The 26554-nt window shown below is 59.4% G+C and carries 26 protein-coding genes and 2 pseudogenes; 4 read left to right on the forward strand and 24 right to left on the reverse strand.

Annotated elements, in window-relative coordinates:
- Window positions 1–54: 54 nt before the first annotated feature.
- The gene (hemE, locus tag RX972_RS18170) at window positions 55–1119 is read left to right on the forward strand and encodes a uroporphyrinogen decarboxylase (RefSeq protein ID WP_316877548.1); all 1065 of its coding nucleotides are present in this window, start codon (window positions 55–57) and stop codon (window positions 1117–1119) included.
- Between the two features lie 57 nt (window positions 1120–1176).
- On the opposite strand, the gene RX972_RS18175 is transcribed toward hemE, so the two are convergent.
- From RX972_RS18175 to RX972_RS18185, 3 genes are all read right to left on the reverse strand, one after another.
- Window positions 1177–1821, reverse strand: coding sequence for a retron system putative HNH endonuclease (locus tag RX972_RS18175; RefSeq protein ID WP_316877549.1), 645 nt, complete (start codon window positions 1819–1821; stop codon window positions 1177–1179).
- Complete coding sequence (locus tag RX972_RS18180; protein ID WP_316877550.1) at window positions 1818–3089, reverse strand: AAA family ATPase; 1272 nt, start codon at window positions 3087–3089, stop codon at window positions 1818–1820. Before RX972_RS18180 ends, RX972_RS18175 begins: the two co-directional genes overlap by 4 nt.
- Window positions 3090–3167: 78 nt before the next feature.
- Entirely contained in the window at window positions 3168–4337 is a 1170-nt protein-coding gene (locus tag RX972_RS18185) for an MFS transporter (protein ID WP_316877565.1), read from the reverse strand.
- Between the two features lie 221 nt (window positions 4338–4558).
- Between RX972_RS18185 and RX972_RS18190 the strand changes: the two genes are divergently transcribed.
- The 3 genes and pseudogenes from RX972_RS18190 (at window position 4559) to RX972_RS29555 (ending at window position 7158) form a co-directional block, all read left to right on the forward strand.
- The gene (locus tag RX972_RS18190) at window positions 4559–5455 is read left to right on the forward strand and encodes a LysR family transcriptional regulator (protein ID WP_122397636.1); all 897 of its coding nucleotides are present in this window, start codon (window positions 4559–4561) and stop codon (window positions 5453–5455) included.
- 80 nt (window positions 5456–5535) lie between these two features.
- Window positions 5536–6297, forward strand: a pseudogene (locus RX972_RS29550) (MCP four helix bundle domain-containing protein); the annotation flags it as partial.
- 72 nt (window positions 6298–6369) lie between these two features.
- Window positions 6370–7158, forward strand: coding sequence for a methyl-accepting chemotaxis protein (locus RX972_RS29555; protein ID WP_406643840.1), 789 nt, complete (start codon window positions 6370–6372; stop codon window positions 7156–7158).
- 235 nt (window positions 7159–7393) lie between these two features.
- On the opposite strand, the gene RX972_RS18200 is transcribed toward RX972_RS29555, so the two are convergent.
- From RX972_RS18200 to RX972_RS18300, 21 genes and pseudogenes are all read right to left on the reverse strand, one after another.
- Window positions 7394–7840, reverse strand: a complete 447-nt coding sequence (locus RX972_RS18200) for a hypothetical protein (RefSeq protein WP_027901972.1) — start codon at window positions 7838–7840, stop codon at window positions 7394–7396.
- A gap of 31 nt (window positions 7841–7871) precedes the next feature.
- Entirely contained in the window at window positions 7872–9098 is a 1227-nt protein-coding gene (locus RX972_RS18205) for a beta-ketoacyl-ACP synthase (RefSeq protein WP_027901971.1), read from the reverse strand.
- On the reverse strand, window positions 9098–9826 hold the full coding sequence (gene fabG, locus RX972_RS18210; protein WP_027901970.1) for a 3-oxoacyl-ACP reductase FabG: 729 nt from the start codon (window positions 9824–9826) through the stop codon (window positions 9098–9100). Before fabG ends, RX972_RS18205 begins: the two co-directional genes overlap by 1 nt.
- Window positions 9823–10278 carry a hotdog family protein gene (locus tag RX972_RS18215; protein WP_122397638.1) on the reverse strand — a complete coding sequence of 152 codons (456 nt, stop codon included), beginning with the start codon at window positions 10276–10278 and terminating at the stop codon, window positions 9823–9825. The genes fabG and RX972_RS18215 overlap by 4 nt, the downstream gene beginning before the upstream one ends.
- On the reverse strand, window positions 10275–11471 hold the full coding sequence (locus tag RX972_RS18220; RefSeq protein ID WP_027901968.1) for a beta-ketoacyl-[acyl-carrier-protein] synthase family protein: 1197 nt from the start codon (window positions 11469–11471) through the stop codon (window positions 10275–10277). The genes RX972_RS18215 and RX972_RS18220 overlap by 4 nt, the downstream gene beginning before the upstream one ends.
- Window positions 11468–11965, reverse strand: coding sequence for a DUF3261 domain-containing protein (locus RX972_RS18225; protein WP_316877552.1), 498 nt, complete (start codon window positions 11963–11965; stop codon window positions 11468–11470). Before RX972_RS18225 ends, RX972_RS18220 begins: the two co-directional genes overlap by 4 nt.
- Entirely contained in the window at window positions 11962–12696 is a 735-nt protein-coding gene (locus tag RX972_RS18230; protein WP_255877717.1) for a class I SAM-dependent methyltransferase, read from the reverse strand. Before RX972_RS18230 ends, RX972_RS18225 begins: the two co-directional genes overlap by 4 nt.
- A complete protein-coding gene (locus tag RX972_RS18235; protein WP_316877553.1) occupies window positions 12693–13937 on the reverse strand; it encodes an NAD(P)/FAD-dependent oxidoreductase in 1245 nt (414 codons plus the stop codon). The genes RX972_RS18230 and RX972_RS18235 overlap by 4 nt, the downstream gene beginning before the upstream one ends.
- Window positions 13924–15096, reverse strand: coding sequence for a sodium:proton antiporter (locus tag RX972_RS18240; protein ID WP_316877554.1), 1173 nt, complete (start codon window positions 15094–15096; stop codon window positions 13924–13926). Before RX972_RS18240 ends, RX972_RS18235 begins: the two co-directional genes overlap by 14 nt.
- A complete protein-coding gene (locus RX972_RS18245; protein WP_316877566.1) occupies window positions 15093–17429 on the reverse strand; it encodes an MMPL family transporter in 2337 nt (778 codons plus the stop codon). Before RX972_RS18245 ends, RX972_RS18240 begins: the two co-directional genes overlap by 4 nt.
- Window positions 17419–17994, reverse strand: coding sequence for an outer membrane lipoprotein carrier protein LolA (locus tag RX972_RS18250; protein ID WP_122397645.1), 576 nt, complete (start codon window positions 17992–17994; stop codon window positions 17419–17421). Before RX972_RS18250 ends, RX972_RS18245 begins: the two co-directional genes overlap by 11 nt.
- A gap of 155 nt (window positions 17995–18149) precedes the next feature.
- The gene (locus RX972_RS18255) at window positions 18150–18575 is read right to left on the reverse strand and encodes an acyl-CoA thioesterase (protein ID WP_122707474.1); all 426 of its coding nucleotides are present in this window, start codon (window positions 18573–18575) and stop codon (window positions 18150–18152) included.
- Window positions 18565–20112, reverse strand: a complete 1548-nt coding sequence (locus tag RX972_RS18260; RefSeq protein WP_316877555.1) for an aromatic amino acid ammonia-lyase — start codon at window positions 20110–20112, stop codon at window positions 18565–18567. The genes RX972_RS18255 and RX972_RS18260 overlap by 11 nt, the downstream gene beginning before the upstream one ends.
- A complete protein-coding gene (locus RX972_RS18265; protein ID WP_231675825.1) occupies window positions 20093–21025 on the reverse strand; it encodes a glycosyl transferase in 933 nt (310 codons plus the stop codon). The genes RX972_RS18260 and RX972_RS18265 overlap by 20 nt, the downstream gene beginning before the upstream one ends.
- A gap of 127 nt (window positions 21026–21152) precedes the next feature.
- Window positions 21153–21887, reverse strand: a complete 735-nt coding sequence (locus RX972_RS18270; RefSeq protein WP_027901958.1) for a glycosyltransferase family 2 protein — start codon at window positions 21885–21887, stop codon at window positions 21153–21155.
- A 335-nt stretch (window positions 21888–22222) separates the two neighbouring features.
- Window positions 22223–23908, reverse strand: a complete 1686-nt coding sequence (locus RX972_RS18275; RefSeq protein ID WP_410478242.1) for an AMP-binding protein — start codon at window positions 23906–23908, stop codon at window positions 22223–22225.
- Window positions 23909–23927: 19 nt separating this feature from the next.
- Window positions 23928–24473, reverse strand: coding sequence for a hypothetical protein (locus RX972_RS18280; RefSeq protein ID WP_316877557.1), 546 nt, complete (start codon window positions 24471–24473; stop codon window positions 23928–23930).
- Entirely contained in the window at window positions 24470–24724 is a 255-nt protein-coding gene (locus RX972_RS18285; RefSeq protein ID WP_027901955.1) for an acyl carrier protein, read from the reverse strand. Before RX972_RS18285 ends, RX972_RS18280 begins: the two co-directional genes overlap by 4 nt.
- Window positions 24725–24733: 9 nt before the next feature.
- A complete protein-coding gene (locus RX972_RS18290) occupies window positions 24734–24994 on the reverse strand; it encodes a phosphopantetheine-binding protein (RefSeq protein ID WP_027901954.1) in 261 nt (86 codons plus the stop codon).
- Window positions 24969–25781: pseudogene (locus RX972_RS18295) on the reverse strand (lysophospholipid acyltransferase family protein). Before RX972_RS18295 ends, RX972_RS18290 begins: the two are co-directional and overlap by 26 nt.
- The gene (locus RX972_RS18300; RefSeq protein WP_099268030.1) at window positions 25757–26479 is read right to left on the reverse strand and encodes a beta-ketoacyl synthase chain length factor; all 723 of its coding nucleotides are present in this window, start codon (window positions 26477–26479) and stop codon (window positions 25757–25759) included. Before RX972_RS18300 ends, RX972_RS18295 begins: the two are co-directional and overlap by 25 nt.
- Between the last annotated feature and the right edge of the window lie 75 nt (window positions 26480–26554).

Consider the following 26554-nt stretch of genomic DNA (forward strand, 5'->3'; position numbering starts at 1 on the left):
GCCTTTTGCGTCCACGTCTGAGAAAATGCCCGCACTTTTTTTGCGGATGCCGACATGACTGCCTTGAAGAACGACCGTTTCCTTCGCGCCCTGCTCAAGCAACCCGTGGACGTCACCCCCGTCTGGATGATGCGTCAGGCCGGTCGCTACCTGCCGGAATACCGCGCCAGCCGCGCCAAAGCCGGGGACTTCATGAGCCTGTGCATGAACCCGGAGTTCGCCTGTGAAGTCACCCTGCAGCCGCTGGAACGTTACCCGCTGGACGCCGCAATTCTGTTCTCCGACATCCTGACCATCCCCGATGCCATGGGGCTGGGCTTGTACTTTGAGACGGGCGAAGGTCCGCGCTTCAAGAAAACCGTTAACACAATGGCCGATATCGAAGCCTTGCCGATCCCTGATCCGCAGAAAGATCTCGGTTATGTGATGGATGCTGTAAGCACCATCCGCCGCGAACTGAACGGCCGTGTGCCGCTGATCGGTTTCTCCGGCAGCCCCTGGACCCTCGCGACCTACATGGTCGAAGGCGGTTCTTCGAAAGACCACCGCAAGTCCAAAGCCATGCTTTACGAAAACCCGCAAGCCATGCACCTACTGTTGGACAAGCTGGCTGACTCGGTTATCGGTTACCTCAACGGCCAGATTCTGGCAGGCGCACAAGCGGTACAGGTGTTTGATAGCTGGGGCGGTAGCCTTTCCGATGCTGCGTACCAGGAGTTCTCGCTGGCTTACATGCGCAAGATCGTTAACGGTCTGATTCGCGAGAATGACGGCCGCAAGGTTCCTGTCATTCTGTTCACCAAAGGCGGCGGTCTGTGGCTGGAAAGCATGGCTGAAACCGGCGCTGACGCACTGGGTCTGGACTGGACCACCAACATTGGCGACGCCCGTCGTCGCGTGGGTGACAAGGTCGCACTGCAAGGCAACATGGACCCCTCAGTGCTGTACGCCAGCCCACAAGCCATTCGCGCCGAAGTGGCACGTATCCTCGCCAGCTACGGCAGCGGCAACGGCCACGTCTTCAACCTGGGCCACGGCATCACCCCGGAAGTAGACCCTGCTCATGCGGGTGCTTTCATTGAAGCGGTGCATGAGTTGTCGGCGCAGTATCACGGTTGATGCAGGCTTCATAAAAAACGCCCGGTTAATCCCGGGCGTTTTTGTTTGCGATTGTTTTCAGCGACTGAGGCGTTGTTCGGCGTAACGGGCAATGATGTGGTCGAAAGCGTGTTGATCTGCAATGCCGGTTGATCTGATTACGGCAATCAGACGGTTTAGGTCGTCGTCACTGACGCTCAAAAGGAACTCATCATCGAACACTCCGCCGATTGCGTTCTGGCGTCGATTGTTGAGATAGGCAATATCTAACGCCAGCATCTCAATCATCTTTGCGGCAGGTAAGTCTTCGGCGTTTGTTGGCTGTATCTCACCTGTTAAGAGATATCGAAACCGCAGCTCACAATCCTCATCCATAGGGGAGATGTGCTGCACTTCATCAAACCAGTTGCCCTTGCTGTGCCCGCAGTGCAGCGGGTTACCAGGCAGGGTCTCGCGCAGACAGGAAGCGTGAAGATTTTGATAGTCCAGCGCCATAGTCTCAAATGCTTCCTGAGGCCTGAAGTGCTCGATATGACTGGTGGACGCCTCTATTTCTCTGCCGCAGTAACAGCAGAAGAAGCCTTGTTCGAGCAGCAACGCTTCACGTAACTCGCGTTTTTGCGGATTCTGCAGGGTTGGATAAGTTGGGCTCCAGTCGTCATTCGCCGTCGCTTTCCAATCTATAAATGATGCGGGTTCAGTTCCTTTGAGCACTCGCTTCATTTGCCGAGGATCTCCTTGCGCCTGATCAACGCTTCCGCGCCTGCAAACTCTGGAAGGTCCGGAGCATCATGTTTGAGCGCGGCGAGTAGCTCTTTTGCTTTGCCGAGGTCGTTATCTTCCAAGGCAGAAAATAGTTCAGAGAGGCGTTGCTCGATCTCGGGCTCGCGCTGAGCCACGTCCATGACTTCCTCAAGTACGCTGCTGGAATCCAGACCATACGTAACGCGCGGATGTGAGCTTTGACCATTGTTCAGGACGATGACTTCTTCGGGCTTCAGGCTGCCGATGATCTGCGGGGAATGGCTGGCTGCGATGAACTGGACTTTCGGAAAAGCCTGCTTTAGCGCGGGGACAATGTTTCGCTGCCAGGCCGGATGAAGGTGGATATCCAACTCATCGATGATGACTACGCCTGAGGTGTTTTGCAGGACATCCTTACCCATATGGGGGTTGAGGATGCACATGCGGCGGGCAATGTCGGCGATCAGTGCGACAAACCCGCGTTGACCATCGCTCAGTTCACTGAATGGGACGGTTCCGTTGTTATCAATGTCAACTAACAGGCTTTGAAGTCGCAGGTCATATCGAAGATTCTGGACGTGCTTGAGAGCGACACCAATGACGTTATTAACCCAAGCCAATTCGTCGTTTGGTTCTGGATGGGATAACCCCGCGTCCAGTACGTTTTGCATGCGTTCCAGCGTTTTCGCGATAAACCAGGTTTCAAAATCTTCGAGATTGATTACCGAGTCAAACCAGTTTGAGTAGCCGTCGAAACGTGAGACTTTTTTCTGGGCTGCAAACTCTGCAGTAATGCCAGCGTTGGCCCATCTTCTATCAGCGCGGTAAAAGGCCAGCACCGGCAGATCAAAACTCTCATTGGCGTCCCACTTTGTAAGCAGCTGTTCCACGTGTGATTGGAAGGAAGCGCTTACCGCGACTTTCCACTCCTCCGCCAAACTCATCATGTTCCACTCTGGAAGGCCAAATATATTGCCCTTCGCATGAATGCCTACAGGAAACTTTCGCTCAAACCGGATTCTCCCTTCGTATCGATCAATCACAAAGCGGACATCTTTGATCGGCAGTACTCTTTCAATGCGCTCCATTGCATTGCCAAAGGGCAAGAAGGCATCCGCTATTCCTTGCAACAACGAAGTCTTCCCACTCCCATTCACCCCCACCACCAGATTGAATCCCGGCTGAAAGTCAAAAGTCGCATCTTCGTAGCAACGAAAATTCTGAATGTGGAGGCGGTCCAGGCGCATGCCGGTTTCCTTTACCAAGTCTGGCTGATGTGCAGCAGTGTACCTTGGTCCGTGATTCCCGCCAGAACGACGTTGTGACTAAACCTGCGTTGTTACCACCAACGGCGGCAACTTCGCCAACTTCAGCGCAACCGCCAGTGCAATCAACAGCAGCACACCGATAAACAACCCGATGCCGTGCCACCCGCCGTAATGCCAGCACACTCCGCCCGCCGTTCCGGCCACGCTTGAACCCGCGTAGTAACTGAACAGATAAAGCGACGACGCCTGACCTTTGGCTTTGAGTGCCCTTCGGCCGATCCAGCTGCTGGCCACTGAATGCGCACCGAAGAAGCCGAAGGTGAACATCAGAACGCCAATGACAACCAGCGCCAGCGGCTCGAACATCGTCAGAGCCATGCCCGCCAGCATCAACACGATCACCGCCCATAGAACCTGGCGGCGGCCGAGTTTGTCAGCCAGGGAGCCGATCTTCGCCGAGCTGTAGATGCCCGACAGGTAAACCACCGAAAACAGTCCTACCACTGCCTGGCTCAGGTGATAGGGCTCGGCCAGCAAGCGATAACCGATGTAGTTGAAGAGCGTCACGAAGCTGCCCATCAACAGGAATGCTTCGAGGAACAGCAACGGCAGGCCGGCATCGCGAAACTGCATGACGAAGCCATCAATCAGGCTGCGCGGCTGCAGCGAGCGTGCGCGGAAGTTGCGCGACTCCGGGAGGATTTTCCAGAACACTGCCGCCGCTATCAGCGCCAGAACGCCCACCACCATCAATGCTATGTGCCAGCTGACGTAGTCGATCAATACGCCGGTGATCACTCGACCGCTCATGCCGCCAATTGCGTTGCCGCCGATGTACAACCCCATGGCCAGACCAATGTGGTTTGGGTGGATTTCTTCGCTGAGGTAAGTCATCGCCACCGCCGCCAGCCCGCTGAGGGACAGTCCCACGAACGCTCGGGTAATCAGCACGCCTTCCCAGCTCGGCATGAATGCACTGGCGAGGGTGAAGATCGCCGCGCAAAACAGCGCCAGCACCATCACCGGCTTGCGCCCAAGGCGGTCGGAAATGGGCCCGGTGATCAGCAATCCGATCGCCAGCATGCCGGTCGATACAGAAAGAATCAGGCTGCTCTGTGCCGCATTGATCGAGAACTCTCTGGAGAGCACCGGCATCATCGGCTGCACGCAGTACAACAGCGCAAACGTCGCGAAACCGCCCGCGAATAGCGCCAGCACCGTGCGCATGAACAACGGCGTGTCTTTCTCGATATAAACGTCGCCCAGGGGGATAGCCGCTTCAATCGTTGTCGACTGGTTTTGCGGAGCAGAAGGGCTGACGACAGTGTTCACGGTGGACCTCAAAGACGTCTGGCGGGCGATGAGAAAAAAGAATATAGCTCGCTAATCATTCTTTCCAATATATTGTTCGACCTGTTTGATAGGTAAAACGACTTAATGGAAGGGCCATGGAATTACGTCATCTGCGCTACTTCATAGCGGTCGCCGAAGAGCTGCACTTTGGTCGCGCGGCGCAGGTTCTGGGTATTTCCCAGCCTCCGCTAAGTCAGCAGATCCAGGCGCTGGAGCAGGAATTGGGCACGCGTCTGTTTGATCGCACCAATCGTCGCGTGGAGTTGAGTGAAGCGGGGCGGTTGTTTCTCGACGAGGCGCGGTTGGTGCTGGCGCAGGTCGACAAGGCTGCGGATGTCGCGCGTCGTGTGCGATTGGGCGAGCTGGGGGAGTTGAAGATCGGCTTCACCACTTCAGCGCCATTCACGTCGAGTATCCCTCAGGCGATCTTCGCGTTTCGGCAACGCTTTCCTGCTGTGCACCTGGCCTTGCAGGAAATGAACAGCATGGAAGTGGCCGCGCAACTGGAAGATGAGTCTATTCAGGTCGGCATCATGCGACCTCTGGCATTGCCGGAGTCACTGGTGGTGGTCGAACTGTTGCGTGAGCCGTTGGTGGCGATCATCAATGCCGGTCACCCATTGGCGCAGGGCAGCGAGCAGGGTTTGCACCTGTCGGAACTGGCAAACGAGCCGTTCGTGTTTTTCCCGCGCACCTATGGCAGCGGCTTGTACGCGCAAATGATGGATCTGGCCAGAGCGGCTGGCTTCACGCCGCTGATCACTCAGGAAGCGGGTGAAGTCATGACCATCATCGGTCTGGTCGCGGCCGGCCTTGGTGTGACGGTGCTGCCTGCCTCTTATCGGCGCATGCGTATCGACGGCGTGGTGTATCGAACCCTGCTCGATCCAGACGCCACCAGTGCGGTATGGCTGGTGCAGCGCAAGGATCAGCAATCACCCATGGCCAGGGCGTTTGTTGAGCTGGTGACGCGCCGCACGGAGGACAAATAGCCACCCATTGAGAGCTGGAGGGTCAAGTTCTGCTGGTCGGAGTCGAGACAGATTGAAGACCTTTCCGTTTTTGGTGATCTATGGCTCTCCGGCAGATACGTATTTCGACACGTGCATTTCTGAGTTTTGGTGTCATCAGTGTGTTGATGCTTGGCTTCGGCATCTTCTCCATGCACCAGATCACGCAGATGCGCGAGGCCGTTGTGCACACCGAACAGGTGTCGCACGCCGGGACCCGATGGCTGGGCAGTATTCGTGACAACTCGCTGGGCATTCGCGTGCTCACGTTCCGGCTGATGATCAACCGTGATCCCGCCGTTCTGGGGCCGTCCACCCAGCGTCTGGTGTTTCTGCGCGGCGAATTGAGCAAGGCGCTGGACGGATATACCCCGATCGTACCCGAAGTCGCTCGCACGTCCTTTTCGAAGATGCAAAGCGTCGTGGCCCAATATCAACAGGCGCTGGATAGCTATCAGAAGCTTTCCGAGCAGGGCGATATCCCGGGGATGACCGCGCTGCTCAACGGCACCATTCAGGATCTGTCCAACCAGACCGGTGATCTCTTCAACGAGCTGGTCAAGATCAACCTCGAACAAGGCAGCCTCTACACCCAGCAGGCCGAGCAACGCTATGACACCGCGATGCAGACCACCGTGGGGGTGCTGGTGCTGGTATTTGCGCTGACCGTGGGGCTGGCCTGGTTACTGACGCGCAGCATTGTGCAACCACTCAATGGCGCTATCGGGGCCGCCCGGCGTATTGCCCGTGGTGACCTGACCGGGACTATCGAGGTCGATGGCAAGGATGAGGCCGCCGATCTGCAAAAGTCTTTGGGTGACATGCAGCAAGCCTTGATGGATACCCTGCGTCTGATCGGTAACTCTTCCGACCAACTTGCTACTGCTGCCGAAGAAATGACCGCGATCACCACTCAGACTTCCGGTGATCTGCATAACCAGAACGACGAAATTCAACAGGCTGCTACGGCGGTTAACGAAATGACCGTGGCTGTTGAGGAGGTAGCCCGCAATGCTGTCTCCACGGCGGATGCTTCCAGTGCGTCGACGACGACCGCGCAGGTGGGTCGCCAACGCGTCGACGGGACTATTCAGGCCATCGAACGTATGGGGCAGCGTGTCGAGGATGCTTCCTCGCAGGTCCGTGAGCTGGCCGAGCACTCCCAAGACATCGGCAAAATTCTGGATGTGATTCGGGGTGTGGCCGAGCAGACCAATCTGCTGGCGCTTAACGCCGCAATCGAGGCTGCGCGTGCGGGAGAAGCCGGACGAGGTTTCGCCGTCGTTGCTGATGAAGTGCGTGCATTGGCGGGGCGTACTCAGACCTCGACTCAGGAAATCGAACAGATGGTCGCGGCGATTCGGGCCGGTACAGCGAAGGTCGTTGATACCATGCAGGCGACCAATGAGCAGGCGCTCACGACCCTGGACATGGCGAAAAACGCCGGTGGTGCGCTGGATGAGATTGCCCAGGCTATCTCGCTGATCCACGAAAGAAATCTGGTGATCGCCAGTGCTTCGGAGGAGCAGGCCCAAGTGGCGCGGGAAATCGACCGTAATCTGGTCAACATCCGCGACCTGTCGATCCAGACCTCGGAGGGCGCCGGGCAGATCGACTCGGCCAGCCAGTCCCTGTCGGGACTGTCCCACGATCTGAAAACCATGGTCGGGCGTTTTCAGTTGTAATCTGGTCGGGTACCGATCCCCGGTAGGAGCGAACTTGTTCGCGAATCAGTCACCGCGTAGTGACAGGTAGTCCGAGTCATCGTTCTTCGCGGGCAAGCCTCGCTCCCACAGGGCTTTCACCATCCTGTGGGACCGAATTCATTCGGGAAGGCGGTATTTCAGACGATACATTGGCTGCGAATGTACCGGCCCCTTCGCGAATGAATTCGCTCCTACCAATATCAGCAACGTGGGATCAGTCCACCTTGCTCAAATCACCCTTCAACGCAACGCCAGCAATGATTGCACCGGCGTGGCACTCATAGTTCACCGGGTCTTTGCGTTCGATGCTTTTGTAGTAGCTGGCGATGTTGGTGACCGCATTGGCGTTAGCGTTTTTGGCTGCGCTGTACATCTGCAGGATGGCCGATTGCAGAACCCATTCGCAGGCTTCGGTATCGGTCTTGTTGAAGGCGTTGGTTTTTTTGTTGGTCACGGCGCCCGGGCTGATCACGGTGACTTTACCTTTGGGCTGCACGCCCGCCAGGTAGAACTTTACGCTGCCGTCGATTTTACCTGCGGCGGTCATGTCATTGATGACCTTCTGAAACGGCAGGAACAGCGCCGTGTCGCGGGCCTGGCTGACAGCGGGCAGAACGGACAACGCGACGGCGGCTGCAGCGATCCAGGTTTTCATGCGCATAACGATCTCTCCTTGAGATTAAATAAAAGGGTCAGGACCAGCGGCGGAAAATCAACGACGTGTTGACCCCGCCAAAAGCGAAATTGTTGTTCATCACGTATTCGTGGCTCATCTGCCGAGGCTCACCGCGCAGGTAGTCCAGATCGCCGCACTGCGGATCGATCTCGTCCAGGTTCAGCGTATGGATGTAACGGTCGCGATTGAGCATCTCGATACAGAACCACGACTCCAGCGCACCGCACGCACCTAACGTATGGCCCAGAAAACTCTTCTGCGAACTGATCGGCATACGCGAACCAAACAGGCTGCTGGTGGCGAGGGTTTCGGCAATGTCACCTTGTTCCGTCGCCGTACCGTGGCCATTGACGTAGCCAATGGCTTCGGGCGGCAGGTTGGCGTCTTCCAGCGCCAGCTCCATGGCGCGGCGCATGGTGGCCTGCTCCGGGCGGGTGCTGTGCGCGCCATCGGCGTTGCTGCCAAAACCCACCAGTTCTGCGTGAATATGGGCGCCACGGGCCAGTGCGTGCTCCAGTTCTTCGAGCACCAACATGCCGCCGCCTTCACCGATCACCAGGCCATCGCGGCCGCTGTCGTACGGACGTGGGCTGGTGTGAGGCGCATCGTTCTTCAGGCTGGTGGCGTACAACGCGTCGAAGACCATGGCTTCAGTGGGGCAGAGTTCTTCAGCGCCACCGGCCAGCATCAACGGCAAGCGGCCGAACTTGATCGCCTCATAGGCATAGCCGATGCCCTGACTGCCGCTGGTACAGGCGCTGGACGTCGGAATCAGGCGGCCGGTCAGACCGAAGAAAATGCTGATATTGGCCGCCGTGGTGTGGGGCATCATTCGCACATAGGAATTGGCATTGAGCCCTATGGCCACTGAGTTGAGCAGCATGTTGCCGAAGGCTTTTACATCTTCGGTGCTGCCCGTGGATGAACCGCACGCGGTGCCCATGCGCCCGTCCCGGATGATCGGGTCGTTGAGCAGGCCCGCACCGATCAGGGCCTGTTCAGAGGCACCCACTGCAAAACGTGAGACACGGCCCATGCTGCGCAGTTGTTTGCGGGTCCAGTGCGACGGCACGGCGAAATCATCGATAGGGCCTGCCAGCCGGGTGTTCAACTCGGTGAAGCGATCCCATTCGTCCATGCGTCGAATGCCACTGCGGTTGGCGTTGAAGTTGGCTTCGATGCTCGCCCAGTCGCTGCCCAGTGAAGTAATCCCGGCCATGCCGGTCACGACGACGCGCTTCATCAGCACAGGCCTCCGTTAACGGCCAGTACCTGGCGAGTGATGTACGCCGCCTCGGCGGACATCAGGAAATTAACCGCGCCGGCGACTTCTTCAGGCGTGCCCATGCGCTGCGCGGGAATCATCTTCATCAGTTCATCCACAGGGACATTTTCGTCGAGCATGGCGGTATCGATCAGGCCGGGCGCGACGCAGTTGACGGTGATCTTGCGTTTGCCCAGCTCGATAGCCAGAGCCTTGGCAGCACCGATGATACCGGCCTTGGACGCGCTGTAATTGACCTGGCCGCGATTGCCGATCAGGCCCGAGACCGAGGTGATGCACACGATGCGACCGGCGGCCCGGCGACGGATCATCGGCATCATCACCGGGTGCAACACGTTGTAGAAGCCATCCAGATTGGTTCTGAGCACCACGTCCCAATCGTCATCGCTGAGCGCCGGGAAGGCGCCGTCGCGAGTGAGCCCGGCGTTGAGCACTACGCCGTAATAGGCACCATGGGTTTCTACATCGGCTTCAAGAATGGCTTTGCAGGTTTCCCGGTCCGCCACGTCGAATTGCAGAATCCGCGCCTGACGGCCCAGGGCGACGATTTCGGCCTGGACGGCTTCGGCTTCCGTGCGTCCACTGCGGCAATGCAGGATCAGGTCGAAACCTGCCTGCGCGAGACGTAGCGCAATCGCGCGGCCAATGCCACGGCTGGAGCCGGTGACCAGTATCGAGTCAGTCATGTGCGGGCTCCTTCGTTCATGTATTGGTCGGGGTTGGGTGGGCAGTACACGCTAAGGCGGGCAAACGCTTCAATAGCCGGGCCGGTCAGGCGACATTCGAACACACCCATGCCGTTATCGTCCTGCAACGTACGCAGCGCGTGGATGTGCAGCTCGCTGCCTGCGGGAAATTGCTCCACGTTGCATTCGAACTTGCGGCTGCCCAGCAGGAAGCCCAGCGCCACGGGCTTGCCCTGAGTGCGCGCCTGGCAACCGGCATAGGCCGCGACACTCTGGGCCATCAGCTCGATACCCACCCAGGCGGGCATGTTGCCGTTGGTGTCATTGAGCAGTCCGTTCGGAGTGACGGTCAGGCGAGTGTGAATCTGTTCTTCGTCGAACGACAGCACCTCATCGATGAGGATCATGTCGCCGGCATGCGGCAGCAGTTCGGCGAGCGGCCAGGCAATCATTGGGCGTCTCCGATAATCAGGCTGATGTTGTTGCCACCGAAGGCAAACGAGTTGCTCATCATGTAGCGCTTGGGCGTCTGTGCCAGACGAGTCTGGGCGTCAGTCCATTGCAGGGGCGGCAGCTGTGGATCGGCTTCGCCGTCCCAGGCGTGGGGTGGAAGCGCGTGGTCGGTATTTTCCGGTGCCAGGCTCAACCAGCAGAAAGCCGCCTCCAGCGCACCTGCCGCGCCCAGTGTGTGACCGGTCATGGGCTTGGTCGAAGAGCACGGCACTCCATCAGGGAAAACAGCCTTCACTGCCAGGCTTTCCATGGCGTCATTGAGTGGAGTCGCCGTGCCGTGCAGGTTCAGATAACCGATCTGCGCGGCTGCAAGCCCGGCATTGTCCAGCGCTTGCTGCATGGCTTCGCGTGCACCGCAGCCACTCGGTTCCGGTGCAGAAATATGGTGCGCGTCGCACGTTGCGCCCGCACCCAGCAACGCAATCGAATGCTCGCCGCTGGCTTCACGTGTCATCAGAAACAGCACGGCAGCCTCGCCGATATTGATCCCGTTACGGTTGCGCGAAAACGGGTTACAGAGCTGCTGTGACACCGCTTCCAGCGCAGAAAAACCGTTCAGGGTGAGTTTGCACAGTGTGTCGACACCGCCGCACAACACCGCATCGCACAGGCCCATGTCCAGGGCACGTCGGGCGCTGAGCAGGGCGCGGGCGCTGGAGGTGCAGGCAGTGGAGATCACGTAGGACGGGCCGCTCAGTTGCAGCCACTCCGAAATGAAGTTGGCTGCCGCGCCCAGCTCTTGCTGCTGGTAGTGATAGTCCGCCGGGAATTGCTGGCTGCTCAACCATTCGCCAATGCCACGCCCGGCCTCGTCTATACCGGACGTGCTGGTTCCCAGGATCACCCCGATACGATGGGTGCCGTAACGCGTTATAGCCTCACGGATGTCCGGCTCGATCTGCAGCGCAGCCGCCAGCAGCAACCGATTGTTGCGGCTGTTGTGAGAAGCCAGGGATTGGGGGATTGGCGGCAACGCTGTTTTCACGGCACCCACCGGCAAGATGCGCTCAGGCACCCAGCCGCCTTCATCGACCATGCCGGACGTATCAGCAGCGAACAACCGCCGCGCGACTTCTTCGCGGCCACTGCCCAGAGAGCAGATCAAGCCCAATGCGTTCAGGTAAGCGCTCACTTCAGGGCCTCACTGTTCAGCGGGCTGATAGCGTAGTTGATTCTGCCGTCCTTGCCCGTCAGGACGACCAGCCTGAAGGTGTCGGCGCTGCTGTATTCCACGCCCCATCGTTCATCAAGTATGCGTTGTGTGCCCCGGCGCTGTGCAGTCGGATAATTGCGCCTCAACTGGTTGTCCGGGGTGAGCGAGAACAGCAGGGCAGCGAACAACTCCCGGGCTTCAGCATTGGGCGGCAACAAACCGTCGGCTTGCCACTGGCCGTTGATCAATTGCTGACGTGCCAGTGGAATACCCAGTGGGTCCATCAGTGACCAGCGCAACCCGCTGGCTTCCTGCTGAATCACCAGCAGCCAGTCCTGGCGCTGATCAGCCTGCTGGCGTTGGATATGCAATTGCATCGGCAACTGTAGCTCGGGAACCGAAACAGGCAGCGGGGCTTTACTGGCACACGCCGCCAGCAGCAGGACGCAGGCGATCAGCAATGCGCGAATCATGTTCGTTCACCCTCGAAAGGCTTGCGCGCAACCACGTTGACCAGGGTTTCTTCGCGTTGGCCAAAAAGCGCGGGCTTGCGCAGTTTCAGACGTTCCAGCAAACCGAAATCACTGGAGCGGCTCCACCAAAGATACGGGTAAGACACGTTCTGTGCACCAAACTGAAAGCCCTGATCGCGGAGCATTTGCAGATATTGTTCAGCGCTCTTTTGTACATGCATCGGGTGACGGAACAGCCAACGGATCACCCAGGTGTCGATATAGGCTTCGGTGGATTCAGCGAACAACAGATAGCCGCCGGGTTTGAGCACTCGATAGAACTCGGCGAGGGCCTGTTCCTGTTCGACCAGATGATGGAACGTCTGGTGGCAGAACACGATGTCTACGCTGGCGTCGGCCAGTTTCAATGCGGCGCAGTCGCTGCCGATCAGCTCGACGTCGATGCCTTGAACCCGGGCTTCAGTGCGGCTCATGGTCAGGCTTTCCGGGTCAGCGTCCACACCCAGCAGGCGTGATGGCGCAAACACTTCGCACAACCGCTTGAATGACTTGCCCTGACCACAACCCGCATCGAGCAGCACCGGCTGGCTCGGCGGCTCGCCGTCAAACAGGCTGCGCAGATCGTTGATTGCCACTCGCAGCACGCGGTGTTGCCACGTGTGGCTGCGCAGGAACCACAAGCCGAAACGGGTTTCTTCGACGTATTTGTCGCTCAGGAAAGGCCCGCTCATTGTGCTGGACTCGCGCAGATTTCAGACAACATGCGCAGGCGGCGCTTGGGTTCAGCAACAAACGGGTTGCGCTGATCCCAGGCGTATCCAGCCAGAATTGCGCTGATCATGCGGCGGATATCACGCGTGCTTTCCGGGTAGAAAATCACGTCCTGGAAAGTGCCTTCGTACCAGCCTTCGACGTAGGCGCGGAAGGTGTCCACGCCTCGTTTGAGCGGTATCGCGAACTCGGTCTGCCAATCGACCGCCTCACCTTGCAACTGGCGATGCAGAACGCCTGCCGCCATGCTCGCCGAACGCATGGCGATGGTCACGCCGGAGGAGAACACCGGGTCGAGGAATTCAGCCGCATTGCCCAGTAGCGCAAAGCCCGGACCGTGCAGGGTTTTGACGTTGGCCGAGTAACCACCGATGGTGCGCGCTGGTGTGTCCCATACTGCGTTCTTGAGCAGTTCCTTGAGGTGCGGCGTTTCGCCAACGAACTCGCGGAGGCAGGCATCAAGGTCTTCGGGTTTGTCCTTGAAACGTTCGGACGCAGCGACGACACCCATGGAGCAGCGGCCGTTACTGAACGGGATCGACCAGAACCACACGTCGCGCATTTCAGGATGAATGCTGACGAGGATTTTCTCGCGGTCAAAGGATGCCGGAAAATGGTCTTCCACATGGGTGAACACAGCCTGACGTACCGGGAAGTTCGACGGCGCTTCCAGATCCAGCAAACGCGGTAATACGCGACCATAACCGCTGGCGTCGAGCACGAACTGCGCCTGCACCTGATACTCGCTGCCGTCTTCGCGACGCACGTCCAGGACTGGCTGCGGGCTGGTGAAATCGCCCGCAATGATCTCTTGCTGGTAGCGGATTTCCACGCCTTGTAATTCAGCCTGATCGGCCAGCAGTTTGTCGAACGCCCCGCGCTGTACCTGGAAAGTCGATGGCTGGCCTTCGCTGAAGGTATCGCCGAAATCGAATGCGCTGTACTGATCGCGCCACGCAAACGCAGCGCCATTTTTCTTCTGGAAACCTGCGGCCTGTACGGCGTCGAGCATCCCGGCTTCTTCGACGAAGTCCAGGCAGTGCGACAGCAGGCTTTCACCGATGGAGAAGCGCGGGAACTGCTGGCGCTCAATGATCAGCACATCGTGCCCGTTGCGTTTGAGCAAGGCTGCGGCGATTGCACCGGCAGGACCTGCACCAATCACCACGACTGTCCGGCTTTCCCTATCAGTTACTGGCATACGACTTCCTTACTGGATCGACAGCGTTTACGGGTGGCTGCACCGGTGCGCGGCCCATGCCCAGCAAGGCTGGCATAAGGGTCGCGAGCAGGCTCATCAACATCAGCGCGAAGTACAGCGCCGGGTTGATCAGGTGTTGTTGCAGCAGCATATTGAGAAAGACGATTTCGCTAAGGCCGCGAATATTCAGCAGCACGCTTTCACGCCAGCGGCTGGCACCGGCGAAGGAGGGCGTCGCCCAACTGAGGCCAAGCCAGTTGCCGAGCATTTTGCTGGCAATCGGCAGCAGAATCAGTGCTCCAAGCTGCACCCAACCGAGGTTGCCCATGGCGGTGTGAACGTTGATCTGCACGATGCCAAAGGTCAGGATCAGCGGGATCGCCAGCCAGGTTTGCAGGTGCATGAACCATTCGCGTCTGATCGGCAGTACCCACGGCTGTTTGATTCGTGCCATGCACAGCAGGTAACCGATGCCGAAAATCAGCGCATTGAGTCTGTAGTGCTCGGCCACCATCAGCAGGGCGAAGAACGTGACGCTGTAGACCAGTGGTTGGCGCAGTTGCAGGGCCCGCAGCAGCAAAGGCACGCAGGCACCGAGCAGCGGCAGCAACAGACTGTTGATGTTCAGGCTGCCTTGGGCAATGCCGAACAGGCTCCAGCACATCAGGTCGATGAGAATTGCGGTCTGCACCAGACGCCGGGTCGCTTCAGGCGGATAGTCGATATGGCGCAGATACAGATAGAGCACAGGGATCGCGGTAATCGCAAACACCAGACCCAGCGCCAGAGAGCTGATCCACGGTTGCGCGGGCAAAAACCAGATGGCGCAGCCCAGCCCTGCGAGGAATGGCACCGCGAAACTTGGCAGCGCAACTTTCAGGCTTTGGCGATCCATCTTCACGTCGATGACGTCGCTAAGAATATGCCCCAGAACGATGGCGAAACTCAGGCCGTACAGCGTCTTCAACCAGACGGGCGCTACCAGTTGCGCACCGCTTAACTGCCAGCCCGGTTCAATCCAGAACAGCATGATCAGTGGCAGAGCAAAGGTGGCCAGCAGCAACTGACTGACGATGGGAATCAAGCCGAAATAGCGTCCAAGACGCGTTGCACCAGCAAACATCAGCAGGGCCATCAGCCAGAACAGCGCAATCATCATCGATGAGCCTCGCTTTCAGCTGTTGGCTTGGCGCGTCGACTGGCAGCCCACGGCGCCAGCATGAAGCTGAACGCCAGCCCGAGGCTCACCGAAAGGCCAAAATTGCTGATGGCGGGCGTGCTAGAAACCGCCAGCAAACCGAACGACAACCATGTGGTGACGGCGGCCAGCAAGGTACCCAGCAAACTCACGGCGGCACCGCCAATCTGTTCACGCATCAGGATCGCGTAATCAACGCTGATTGCGGTGACCAGCAGCAAGCCAAACAGGCTGAACAGAGTCAGCGGCTGACCGAGCCAGCCCAGGCTTGCCAGGCTGCACAACGCCGCGAGCAAAGGCAGGGCCACGATGCGCAGCGCGCCGCCAAACCCGAACGGAGCAATCAGCAGCAATACGATCAGCACGCAGGACGCCAGTTTCAATTCAGCGGCGCTGATCTGGGTGGCGGCAAAAACAGTATTGAGTTGCCCCAGACGATCCACCAACCGCACGCCCGGCAAGTCCTGAGCCTGCAAACGCAGCAGGGCAGCGTTGTTCAACCCCTGAAGGCTGACCATTCCAGCGACGCCGTTTTTGCTGGCGCCCAGCCACAGCACCCGCCAGGGTTCGCCGAGCGGTCCGGCCAGCGCCGCGTCGATATTAGTGATCGGTGACGCTTGCAGCTGAGTCAGTTCAGCTTGCAGGGCGCTGGCCGGAACACCGAGATCAATCAGTGTTTGCCAATGCTCTGGCAACGAACTGAGGGCTTTGCGCACGGCGTCCTGTTCGGTGGGGGACGCGACCAGCTGATTCAACGCCAGATAGCCACTCAACTCGTCCAGATTCACCAGCTGATCGAGACGTTGGGTCAGTGCCGTCTGGCGCTCCAGCAATTCCTGCTGGTCTTTGCCTTCCACCAGAAAAAACTGGCTGGTGGGCTGGTAACCGGTGATTTTGGCAATCGCCTTGGCTTCTTCGGTCAGTTGCGGTGGTGCTGAGATCCATTGGCGGATGTCATTTTTGGTGGTCAGTTGCCAAAGCCCGGCAGCGCAGAACAACATCAAAAGTGCCAGCAGGATCGGCGTGCCGACCCGGCTCAGCAACGCTTCGCGCCAGCCGAGCAAACGTTCGGCCAGACGCAGCGGCCATTGAGCCGGTTTCAGCTCGGTGTTGTTGAGCAAGGCGGGCAACAGGCAAACGGCAGTCAGATAGGCGCCGATCAGGCCTGCCGCAGAGAACACCGCGATTTGCGTCAGCGCCGGGAAGGGTGTCCAGGCCAGGGCCAGATAACCGATGCAACTGGTTGCGAGGCTGAGGCTCAGGCCGGGCAGCGTCAGACGCAAGGCGGGCCAACTGCGCCAGGGTTTCAGGCTCCAGCTTTTGGACAGGTAATGCAGTGGGTAATCCACCGCCACGCCGATCAGGCTCGAACCCAGTACCAGGGTCATCACGTGCATATGGCCGAAGAACGCGACGCAGGCGACAGCGCCAAACAGCATGCCCACCAGCACCGGCACGAACGCCAGCAACACGCGCCAGCGGCGGAAAGCCAACAGCAGCAAGAGCAGAATGCCCGCTGTTGCACCGCCGCCTACCCAGGTGATTTCCCGGCTGGCCTGACGTTGGCCGTCGGCGGCATACAGCAGGCCACTGGCTGCCAGTAACTGTCCGTTATCCTGCGCGGCCTTTTGGCGGGATGCGCTGAGCAAGTCGGCGACGCGCAGCGGTAGATGCATGTCGAACGCATTGCCGTTTGTGCGGGCTCGCAGCAGTACCCAGCTTTTGCCGTCAGCATCGGCCACCAACGCACCGCTGCCGATATCCGGTTGCACCGAGCCGTGCTGCGGCATGCCGTTCTGGATACGCCCGGTCAGGCCCAGCCAGTCATCCTGGCTCGGCACCAGACTGAAACCGCTGAACGGGTCAAACAGGCTTTGCACGCGTTGTTGAATAAAGGCCTGCGGGTTGTCGATCAACTGCGTCCGGTCTGCCTTTGGCAGCATCGCCAGTCGACCTTGCAGTAACTGGGTGCGCAGCGCAGGCAGATCGGCCTGGAGGCTCCATTGGACCTTGTCGAACAAACCGCTGGCTTGCCACTGCTCGCCCAATTGCTTTGCCAGCGCGATGGCTTGCTGACGATCCGTGTGACCGACCAGCACCAGCATTTCGCGGTTCAGCGGTTCTTGCATACGCTGTTCAGCGCGCAATTCCAGAGGATCAGGGCTACTGCCGGGGACCAGTTCCATCAGGTTGGCTGACAGTGGCGCACCATCGCGCCATTGCCAGCCAGCGAGGGCCAGCACCGCCAACAGGATGATCAGGAACAGGCGCGGCAACAGACGTTCAATTCGCAAAATCAGCACGCTCCGCATCGCTCAAGGCAGGCACACTCTGGCTATCGACCATCTTCAGCAACGTACTGTCACCCTGGGTTTCCAGCAGCTCGATGCGCTGTACCAGTTCGCCGCCGTCGATATTGATCTGCTTGAACACCTGTTGCAGCAACATCGAACGCGGGGTCAGCGTCAACTGCCAGGCTTTGGCATCGCCTTTGAGCTGCAATTCGAAGTCGCGCTGCAGGCCGCTACTGTCACCTTGCAGCACGGCCAGGAACAGGCGGTTCTGTTCAGCTCCGGCGCTCTTGTTCGGCAGTAATTGCCAGCCGTTGGCCGCGTCACGGCGGGCAATGCCGGCCGGGCTGATGCGGTAGTCCTGTTTGAGCGGCGTGTTCAACAGCCACAACAGGCCGAATTCTTTCGCCAATACAAAGCGGCCTTTACTGACCAGCGGTGTTGGCAAGGCACGCAGGTGTTTTTCCTGAATGAAATTGCCACGTACCACGACCGGTTTTGCCAGTTGATCGCTGAGCTGTTGCAGGTCGAAGGCCTGGGCCAATGGCGACAGGCAGAGCAGGGCCATGAGGCATACCACACGACCTATGGTTGAAATGAGGTTCATGTGGGAGCGGTGCTTGCCCGCGATAAGGGAACCGCAGATAGCAGGTCTACCGCGTCCAGCCTTATCGCGGGCAAGCACCGCTCCCACAGGGTTGAGACCTGCTTCGATACAGAGATTCATGGCAACACCCTCTCAACCGCATCAGTGAAGGCTTTCGGCGAAGCCAGTTGCATTTCCCGGGTTTCGATGTGCACCGCGACTTGAATCGAGCTGGCGCGGGTCATGCGTTCGCCGGTTTCCGCGTCGGTAATCAGGTAGTTGATCTTCAAGCGATTCTCCCACTCCACAAGACTGGCGCGCACGATCAGCCGTTGGCCGAACACCGCGCCGCGCACGTAGCGCAACTGGATGTCGATCACCGGCCAACCGTATCCGGATTCGAGCATGTGCGTGTAGTTGTGACCGATGTGGTCCAGCAACGCGCAGCGAGCGACTTCCAGGTACTTGATGTAATGCCCGTGCCAGACGACGTTCATCGAGTCGACGTCGAAAAAGGGCACCAGGACTTCGGTGTCGACATCAATGACGCCTTTACTGCGCATGCAACCTCCAATGGCGATCAGCGATACGTTGCAGGCACAGGCGCAGTTCGCCCTCCAGCGCACGGTCTTCGATCACGGGCGGGAAATCAACGGCCAGTTGCTCGTGCATGGCGGCCAGCGCGGGCGGCAGTGGACGCGCATCGGCGGCTTTGCTGCGCAGCCAGACCCCCTGGTTTGCGGCGATCAGCGTGGCAGCTGCCACTTGCTCCGTCAGTTCCAAAACCCGAATGGCGTCCCGGGCAGCGATGGTGCCCATGCTGACCTTGTCCTGGTTGTGGCATTCGGTCGAGCGCGAGAACACGCTGGCGGGCATGGTGTTTTTCAATGCTTCGGCAGTCCAGGCGCTGGTGCCGATCTGCACGGCCTTGAAGCCATGGTTGATCATTGCGCGATCCGCTGGCGCGCCCGACAGATTGCTCGGTAAGCCGTGGTTGTAGCGCTCATCCACCAATAGCGCGAGCTGGCGATCCAGCAGGTCGGCGACGTTGGCGACGAGGTTCTTCAGGCTGTCCATGGCGAAGGCGATATGGCCGCCGTAGAAGTGCCCACCGTGCAGCACGCGTTCGGCTTCGGCGTCGATGATCGGGTTGTCGTTGGCGCTGTTCAGTTCGATTTCGATGAACGAACGCAGCCAGTTCAGGCTGTCAGCCAGCACGCCCAGCACATGGGGCGCGCAACGCAGCGAGTAGCGATCCTGCAAACGATGCAATGGCGCGGTCGGTGCATCGATGGCCAGATCCTTGCGCAGCCAGGCCGCGACTTGCATCTGGCCCGGATGAGGCTTGGCCGCAAACAGACGCTCGTCGAAATGCTCCGGGTTGCCTTGCAAAGCGACCACGTTCATCGCGGTGATGCGCGTTGCCAGTTGCAGCAGGTAATCGGCACGGGCGAAGGCCAGGCACGCGAGGCCGGTCATCACCGCCGTGCCGTTCATCAAGGCCAGGGCCTCTTTGGGGCGCAGCACCAGCGGTTCCCAGCCCAGCTCGCGATGCACATCGCTGGACTGACGGCGTTCGCCGCGGAACATCACTTCACGTTCGCCGGACAAGGTCGCTGCCACATAAGACAGCGGCGTCAGATCACCGCTGGCGCCCACTGAACCTTCTTCCGGAATCAGCGGCAGGACATCCTGCTCAAGAAACGCTTGCAGTCGCTCCAGCAGCTCAACGCGGACACCGGAGACCCCGTGGCACAGCGACTGCAAACGCGCAGCCAGTACCGCGCGAGTGGCTTGGGCATCGAGCAGTTTGCCCAGCCCACAACCGTGGAAGGTGTACAGATGACGCGGCAAGGCTTCCACATGTTGCAGCGGCACCGCCACCACGCAGGAATCGCCGTAGCCGGTGGTCACGCCGTAAATCACGCCTTCCTTGTCCAGCAACGAATCAAGAAACTGCGCGCCTTTGGCGATGCGCTGACGGTAGGCGCTGTCGCCTTGCAGAGCGGTCGGCACCTGGCGATTGGCCAACGCCAGCACATCTTCGATCTGCAACGCACGCTCGCCAAAGGTGACCAGCTCAGGAACTTGATTCGTCATCGGACTTCCAGAAAGGATAGAAATTGAACCACTGCTGCGGGGCTTGCAGGCAGTAGTGGCCGAGTCGGTCGGCATAGCGCTGGGCGTGATCGGCTATCACTTGTTGCCGGTCGCTGCGTCGCCATTCGATGGCGTCGGCAAATGGCTCGAGCGTCACTTGATAACCGCTGGGGCGCTTGAGGCAGAAAATCAGATTGATCGGGCATTTCAACAAACCGGCCAGCAGCCACGGGCCCTGTGGGAACGCGGCTTTTGCACCGAGGAAATTGACCCGCGCGTTACGCCCGCCATGCAACGCCACGCGGTCACCGGCGATGGCCAGCCATTCACCGTCGTCCAGGCGCTGGCTCAGTTGGAGCATGACGGACGGGTCCAGCTCACTGACCTGAATCAGGCGCAAGTTAGTCGCGCCTGCTTCACCCAGCAGCCGGTTGAAACGCTCGGCGTGCTTGGTGTGGACCAGCACGTTCATGGTGACTTTTTCGCCCAGCTCAGCCAGCGCCCGGCAGACTTCGAGATTGCCCAGATGCGCACCCACCAGCATCTGGCCGCGATCGCCACGCAACTGAGTGCGCAGCAGCGCAGGGTCAACGATTTCGATTTGCTCAAGACGCAGCTTGCCGTTCCAGACGTCGAGTTTATCCAGCAGCGAATCAGCAAAGGCCATGAACTGGCCGAACACCCGTTTGTGAGTGGGCATCAGCTCTGGTCTGGCACTCCATTCGGACAGGCGTCGTTGATATTCCCAGGCACTCTTGCGCGCCTGGCGGCCGAACAGAAAAAAATACAGCACGATGCCGTGCAGCACCGGGCTCAGCACCCGACGACCCAAATGGCGTACGCCCCACGCGGTGAGCTTCATCAGCAGGAAACTGCCGCGCTCTTCGTGTTTGGCCCAGTGCTTATTGCTCATCGCCGTACCTCCCGGTAGGAGTGAACTTGTTCGCGAAGACAATTTTTCAAGCGCCAATCATGCGTCGGATGTACCCCTGCTTTCGCGAACAAGTTCGCTCCTACGGGGTTTCCCGCAAACACATCGATCATGGCAACCACCGCCGCCACAGGATCAACGGGAAACGCCCCAACATGCCGAAGAACAGTTTGGTGTGCATTTTCGAGATCAGCGCGTTGTCGTGGAACATGCGGAAGTGCGACAGGCCGTCCTGCGGGTAATGCACCTTGGTTGGCAGCCAGTGCATGGGTTGATTCAACCACGACAGGCGAACCAGGATTTCCGAGTCGAAATCCATGCGTTTGCCGAGCTGCACGGTGTTGATCAGATGAAGCACCGGCGCCAACGGATAAACCCGAAAGCCGCACATGGAGTCTTTGATCTGCAGGGACAGGCTGTTGACCCATACCCAGAAGTGCGTGAGGTAACGGGCATACAAACGGCCTTTGGGCACGCTGGCATCGTATTGCGGATAACCGCAGATCAACGCATTGGGCTGCTGGCGTGATGCCTCAAGGAACAGGTTGATGTCAGACAGATCATGCTGACCGTCTGCATCGACTTGCAGTGCATGGCTGAAGCCCAGACGCTGGGCTTCACGGAAGCCCGCCATGACCGCGCCGCCTTTGCCCTGATTGACCGGTAGCGTGACCAGATAAACGTTGTCGCCTTGCGCCAGTTCACGCAGCACCGCGGCGCAGGACGGGCTGCTGGCGTCATCCACCAACACACACGGCAAACCAGCGGCGAGCACCGCCTGAACTACCGCAGGCACCGCCAGTTCATGGTCGAAAACCGGGATGATTGCGCAGGGGTTATGCATGCTTACTCCCTGTTGGAGCGAGGCTTGCCCGGGAATGCGTTAGGGACTCTGTGGGAGCGAATTCATTCGCGAAGAAGGCCGAACTGAAAAGCATCTTTGCCTGACACACCGCTTTCGCGAATGAATTCGCTCCCACAGGGGATGCGCTCGGGTTTAAATCAAACTTATGACAGGGAATGAGTTTCCTGTAGGAGCTGAGGAGCACCGCGAGGCTGCGATAAGGGTGTGTCAGGCAAGCCGCTATCGCAGCCTCGCGGTGCTCCTCAGCTCCTACAGAGTTGATGTTTGTCGCGTGACAGTGCAGCGGCAGGAAAGCGTCCGTGGCCGCTTTTAAATCAAACATCGCCCACCTCCAGCAATATCCGGCCGCTCGAGCACGCCGCGTCGCCGTTGCGGAAGGCAAAGTACAGCTTGCCGCGCTCGGCGTCGAAGCGCAGGGTCAGGCTGATCTGGTCGCCGGGGCGGACCAGTTGCTGAAACTTGAGAACTTCCATACCGGCAAATTTCGACGGCATGTCGAGCAGGCGCTGACCCAGCGCCATGGCCCAGTTCACTTGAACCACACCCGGCAATACCGGAGCTGTCGGGAAGTGTCCGCTGAAGTACGCCAGGTCCGGTGGCACGCTCAATTGCAGCTGCCACTCGCCATCAATGTTCTGTTGCGCCAGCACTTCCGGTTCTTTTCCGCGAGGGGCCATTAACAGCGCCTGAACCTCGGCTTGAGGCAGTTTGCCCTGTGCGTTGAGTGGCAGCTGACGCAGCATGCGCCAGCGACGAGGCAGGGCAATGGCTTCGCAATGGCCGTTCAAGTGCTGGCGCAGGGTTTGCGTCAGATTGCGTCGGCCTAGATTGCGCAGGGCGTGTAAGCCTGCTGCGCTGAGCACCACCAATGCGCCAAGCGATGCGCGATTTTCCTGCACCACGCCTAGACGCGCTTCACTGACCCATTCATGGCTGACCAGTGCCTGCTCCAATAGCGGCAGGGAAATGCGCTTTTCTTCGAGTTTGACGATGCGATCCAGCCGGCCAAGCAGTTCAAATCGGCCGTCGTTGGCCATGCGCACCGCGTCGGCGGTTTGTTCGATGTGACCTGCCGGCATATAGGTCGAGCTGATGCGCAAGGCACCGTCGGCATCTTGGCCCAGTTCGACACCTGAGAAGGCCTGCCAGAGGTTGTCACCCTGACGCCAGCCGATACCGCCGGTTTCCGAGCTGCCCAGGATTTCAGTCGGCCACTGGCCCAGACGCTGATGCAGGCTTGCAGATGCCTCTGCAGGCAGTGCGCCGCCAGAGGAAAATACCCGGCGCACCTTGCCCAGACTCGGCCAGTCGAGGTTGTCGCCCATGCGCTTGAGCAATGCTGGGCTGGCCACCCAGGCGAAGTGCGGGAATTCGCGACTGGCGCGCTGCAAGTCTTCCGGGAACGGCAGCTGTTTGCGAACGAAGCAACGCCCCGCGCTCAAAGGCCACAGCACGCGAAACAGCAAACCATAGATGTGCTGAGTTGCCACGCTGCCGATGATGCAGGCCGCGCCCAGTTCTGCGCCCCAGAGTTGTTCCAGCGCATCGACTTCATTGGCCAACTGCCGCAAGCGCTTTTCGATCAGCTTGGGTTCACCGCTGGAGCCGGACGTACACAGGCTCAGGCAGCACTCATCCAGATCCAGGAGGGCAGGCGGCAATGGCTCGGCGTGCAGTTCATTCAGCTTGCGGTCGCCCGGCAGATCAGTCAGCCAGGCATCTACATGACCGGACCAGCGCTCGCGGGTCTGGGCTTGCAGGTCGGCGGGCAGCAATACGCTGATGCCCGCGCGCCAGGCTGCAAATAGCGCAACTGCAAGCTCGCCAGCATCTTCCAGATGCACGGCCAGTCGCTTGATGCCCTGAGCTTGCAGGCCCGCCGCTACGCTCAGTGCCTGCTCGCAGAACTGCGAGTGGTTCAGCGCCGGAGCCTGCGTCAGCTCACGGGCTGACTGCGGGTCCAGCAGCAGGTGTTCGGGTTTAATCCAGTCAACAACCATCCGGTTCATGCATTCCATTTCATGCCGCGCCTCTGACTCGGCGGCGGACTAACCATTCGCCTGCAAACAGCAGGCCCATCAATCCGTATGAAACAAGTCCGGTGTACAGCGCCCACCAGGACAGCGGAGCCCACAGCGTCAGACCCGCTGCGATCAGCCCGTTGGCCAGAAAGAAACAGCACCACACCACCGTGACCTGGCGTGTGTAGCGGACAGCTTTTTCCGACAATTGCGAATTACCCAAACGCGCCATGCGTTCGACGATCGGCGGGCCGTAAATCAGGCTCATGCCAAACAGGCTCAGCATTGAGGCGCTGATCAATACCGGGTACCAACGTAGCAATTCAGCGCTGTCGAGCAGACCCAGCAGCAGGCAGAAGCCAACGGCGATCAGTGCCGTGATCAGTGTGGCGGGCCGCTTGCGCGCGGTCAGCGCACGTCCCAGCCACAAGACACCCAGCAGCAACGCAAACTGCCAGGGCGCGAAGTGTTCGGTGCCGTAGTAAACCGCGAACGGGTACAACGCACCCGCCAGCAATAGACCCAGACCGATCAGCCGCTTCATGCTGCGGTGTTGGCTAGACGGTAAACCGCCTCGACGACATCGTTGACGGTGCGCACCGCCTTGAACTCTTCGGCAGCGATTTTGGTGCCGGTCTTGCGTTTGATGTGGTCGATCAGGTCCACGGCGTCAATGCTGTCAATTTCCAGATCCTGATAAAGATTGGCTTGCAGAGTGACTCGCTCAGGCTCAAGTTCGAACAGCTCTACCAGCGCATCGCGCAGGATTTCGAAGATGTCTTCACGGGTTTGCATGTCAAATCCTCAGGCCGCTTGTCGTGCGCTGACAAAAGCCGCAAGGCTGTCGACGCTGGTGAAATGGTCACGGGTGTCTTTGGCGTCCGCATCGATCTTGATGCCGTAACGCTTCTGGATCGCCAGCCCCAGTTCCAGGGCATCTACGGAATCAAGACCCAGCCCCTCACCAAAGAGGATCTGGTCGTTGCCAATGTCGTGAGTGCTGATGTCTTCGAGGCCCAGGGCGTCGATGATCAACTGCTTAATGTCTTGATGTAGAACGCTCATCCAAGGCGAGCTCCCTGATGAAGTAGTGATGCAGGTGGTCGTTGAGCTTGCGCGACGCAACAGGCGCCGGGCCTAGCGCAGCAAAGGCTTGTGGGTCTATATCGGCGCCAACGCGCAAACTGAAGTGCACACGCCGTAAAGGGATGCGATACCAGGGTTCGGCCTTGGTCAGCGTCGTCGGGCTGACCTGAATGACGACCGGAGTGATCACCGAGGCACCACGCAAGGCAATGGCCGCCGCGCCGCAATTTCATCGCGGCGCGCAACCGGGCTGTGTCCGGGTGCCTTCCGGGAATACGATCAGGGTCTGGCCATCGCGCAGGGCGTCAGCGGCGGTGTCGAGCATCTCGGCGCTGCCGTCGTTGCTGATGTAACCGGTGGAACGCACCGGTCCACAGGTAAAGGGGTTTTCCCACAGGCTGTGTTTGACGACGCAGTTGGCGTCGCGCACCAGCCCGATCAGAAACACCACATCAATCAGTGACGGGTGATTGGCGATGATCATCTGGCCTGGGCGACCCAGGCGTTCTGCGCCTTCTATTTCGTAAGTCAGTACGCCGTTTCTCGCCATACGCTGGATGAACACCCAGAACAGGCGGCTAATGGTGCGCCTGGCCCGCTGGCGCTTTTTAGCCTGATCGCCTGGCAAGCAGCGCAGTAGCGGGAAATACAGCAAGCGCAGGCACAGCCCGCCCAACCCGAACAGGGCAAAGCACATCGCGGTAGCGAACAGGCGCCAGTAATAGGCGTCCTGACGCTTTTTCAGTGGTTGCGTTGCCAGTTCCATAACCGGTTCTTCCAGGCGTGTCGGCAAGTGTGTTGTTCAGTGTTGAGCGTTCGCAGCAGATTCAGCGCGTGGGGCCATTCGCTACAAGGCAGTTCCTCTGCGCTGGCCGGTTGCAGGGTCAACTGCCAGTCCGTTCCCGGGGTCAGCAGCAGGCCAACGGCGTACGGGAAGGGCACGTCGTTTATCCAGTCTGCATAGGCGAGGGGCGGCTGTTCTTCGGTCACGATCAGCAGCACCGCAGGCGCACCTTCTGCCAACAGTGCGGCCGCTTCGAACGCGCCATGCTCCAGACCGTCGCCCGCCGCAGCCAGAGCCGTCATTTCGCTGGTTTCACCGCGCATGATCGACCACAGGCCAATGACCGCGTTGTGCACGGACAGGCTGAACTGGGTCGGCGACAAGGGCTGGCTATCAGCGACATCACGCAGAATTTCGAAGGTGCGTGGTGTTTCACCGTGGCGCGAGACAAAGACCAGCGGCAGCCGCTCGTGACCGTCAGCCAGCGGCCAGCCCACGGCGAATGCCATGCGAGCCAGACGACCCAGGCGGCGGCGCTGCATGGCAGGCAGGAACGACACATCAGGAGCCTCATCGCTACGCTGCAAAGGTGTCGGATGCCGACTCCATTGCTGCCAGTCGTCGACGTGAGTCAACCCCGGTGCCCAGGCGCGCCATTGTGCGATGTTGAACGTGATCAATGGATTATCTTCCCGCCCCTGCGGGCTACTGCTTACTGCGATATCGCTGGCGATCTGCCCGGAACTCGCTTGTTT

It is taken from the genome of Pseudomonas syringae group sp. J309-1 (genome assembly GCF_032582135.1).
GTDB lineage: Bacteria > Pseudomonadota > Gammaproteobacteria > Pseudomonadales > Pseudomonadaceae > Aquipseudomonas > Aquipseudomonas quasicaspiana.

Bases quoted from the DNA above. Each gene is read 5' to 3' on its own strand.
- fabG (WP_027901970.1), bottom strand. From the start codon at position 9,826: ATGACTGACTCGATACTGGTCACCGGCTCCAGCCGTGGCATTGGCCGC.
- RX972_RS18175 (WP_316877549.1), bottom strand. From the start codon at position 1,821: ATGAAGCGAGTGCTCAAAGGAACTGAACCCGCATCATTTATAGATTGG.
- RX972_RS18215 (WP_122397638.1), bottom strand. From the start codon at position 10,278: ATGATTGCCTGGCCGCTCGCCGAACTGCTGCCGCATGCCGGCGACATG.
- RX972_RS18250 (WP_122397645.1), bottom strand. From the start codon at position 17,994: ATGGCCCTGCTCTGCCTGTCGCCATTGGCCCAGGCCTTCGACCTGCAA.
- RX972_RS18260 (WP_316877555.1), bottom strand. From the start codon at position 20,112: ATGACGAATCAAGTTCCTGAGCTGGTCACCTTTGGCGAGCGTGCGTTG.
- RX972_RS18285 (WP_027901955.1), bottom strand. From the start codon at position 24,724: ATGCAAACCCGTGAAGACATCTTCGAAATCCTGCGCGATGCGCTGGTA.
- hemE (WP_316877548.1), top strand. From the start codon at position 55: ATGACTGCCTTGAAGAACGACCGTTTCCTTCGCGCCCTGCTCAAGCAA.
- RX972_RS18265 (WP_231675825.1), bottom strand. From the start codon at position 21,025: ATGAGCAATAAGCACTGGGCCAAACACGAAGAGCGCGGCAGTTTCCTG.
- RX972_RS18235 (WP_316877553.1), bottom strand. From the start codon at position 13,937: ATGCCAGTAACTGATAGGGAAAGCCGGACAGTCGTGGTGATTGGTGCA.
- RX972_RS18240 (WP_316877554.1), bottom strand. From the start codon at position 15,096: ATGATGATTGCGCTGTTCTGGCTGATGGCCCTGCTGATGTTTGCTGGT.
- RX972_RS18200 (WP_027901972.1), bottom strand. From the start codon at position 7,840: ATGCGCATGAAAACCTGGATCGCTGCAGCCGCCGTCGCGTTGTCCGTT.
- RX972_RS18190 (WP_122397636.1), top strand. From the start codon at position 4,559: ATGGAATTACGTCATCTGCGCTACTTCATAGCGGTCGCCGAAGAGCTG.
- RX972_RS18270 (WP_027901958.1), bottom strand. From the start codon at position 21,887: ATGCATAACCCCTGCGCAATCATCCCGGTTTTCGACCATGAACTGGCG.
- RX972_RS18185 (WP_316877565.1), bottom strand. From the start codon at position 4,337: ATGCGCACGGTGCTGGCGCTATTCGCGGGCGGTTTCGCGACGTTTGCG.
- RX972_RS18230 (WP_255877717.1), bottom strand. From the start codon at position 12,696: ATGAGCGGGCCTTTCCTGAGCGACAAATACGTCGAAGAAACCCGTTTC.
- RX972_RS18255 (WP_122707474.1), bottom strand. From the start codon at position 18,575: ATGCGCAGTAAAGGCGTCATTGATGTCGACACCGAAGTCCTGGTGCCC.
- RX972_RS29555 (WP_406643840.1), top strand. From the start codon at position 6,370: ATGACCGCGATCACCACTCAGACTTCCGGTGATCTGCATAACCAGAAC.
- RX972_RS18280 (WP_316877557.1), bottom strand. From the start codon at position 24,473: ATGAAGCGGCTGATCGGTCTGGGTCTATTGCTGGCGGGTGCGTTGTAC.
- RX972_RS18275 (WP_410478242.1), bottom strand. From the start codon at position 23,908: ATGGTTGTTGACTGGATTAAACCCGAACACCTGCTGCTGGACCCGCAG.
- RX972_RS18290 (WP_027901954.1), bottom strand. From the start codon at position 24,994: ATGAGCGTTCTACATCAAGACATTAAGCAGTTGATCATCGACGCCCTG.
- RX972_RS18225 (WP_316877552.1), bottom strand. From the start codon at position 11,965: ATGATTCGCGCATTGCTGATCGCCTGCGTCCTGCTGCTGGCGGCGTGT.
- RX972_RS18180 (WP_316877550.1), bottom strand. From the start codon at position 3,089: ATGCGCCTGGACCGCCTCCACATTCAGAATTTTCGTTGCTACGAAGAT.
- RX972_RS18205 (WP_027901971.1), bottom strand. From the start codon at position 9,098: ATGAAGCGCGTCGTCGTGACCGGCATGGCCGGGATTACTTCACTGGGC.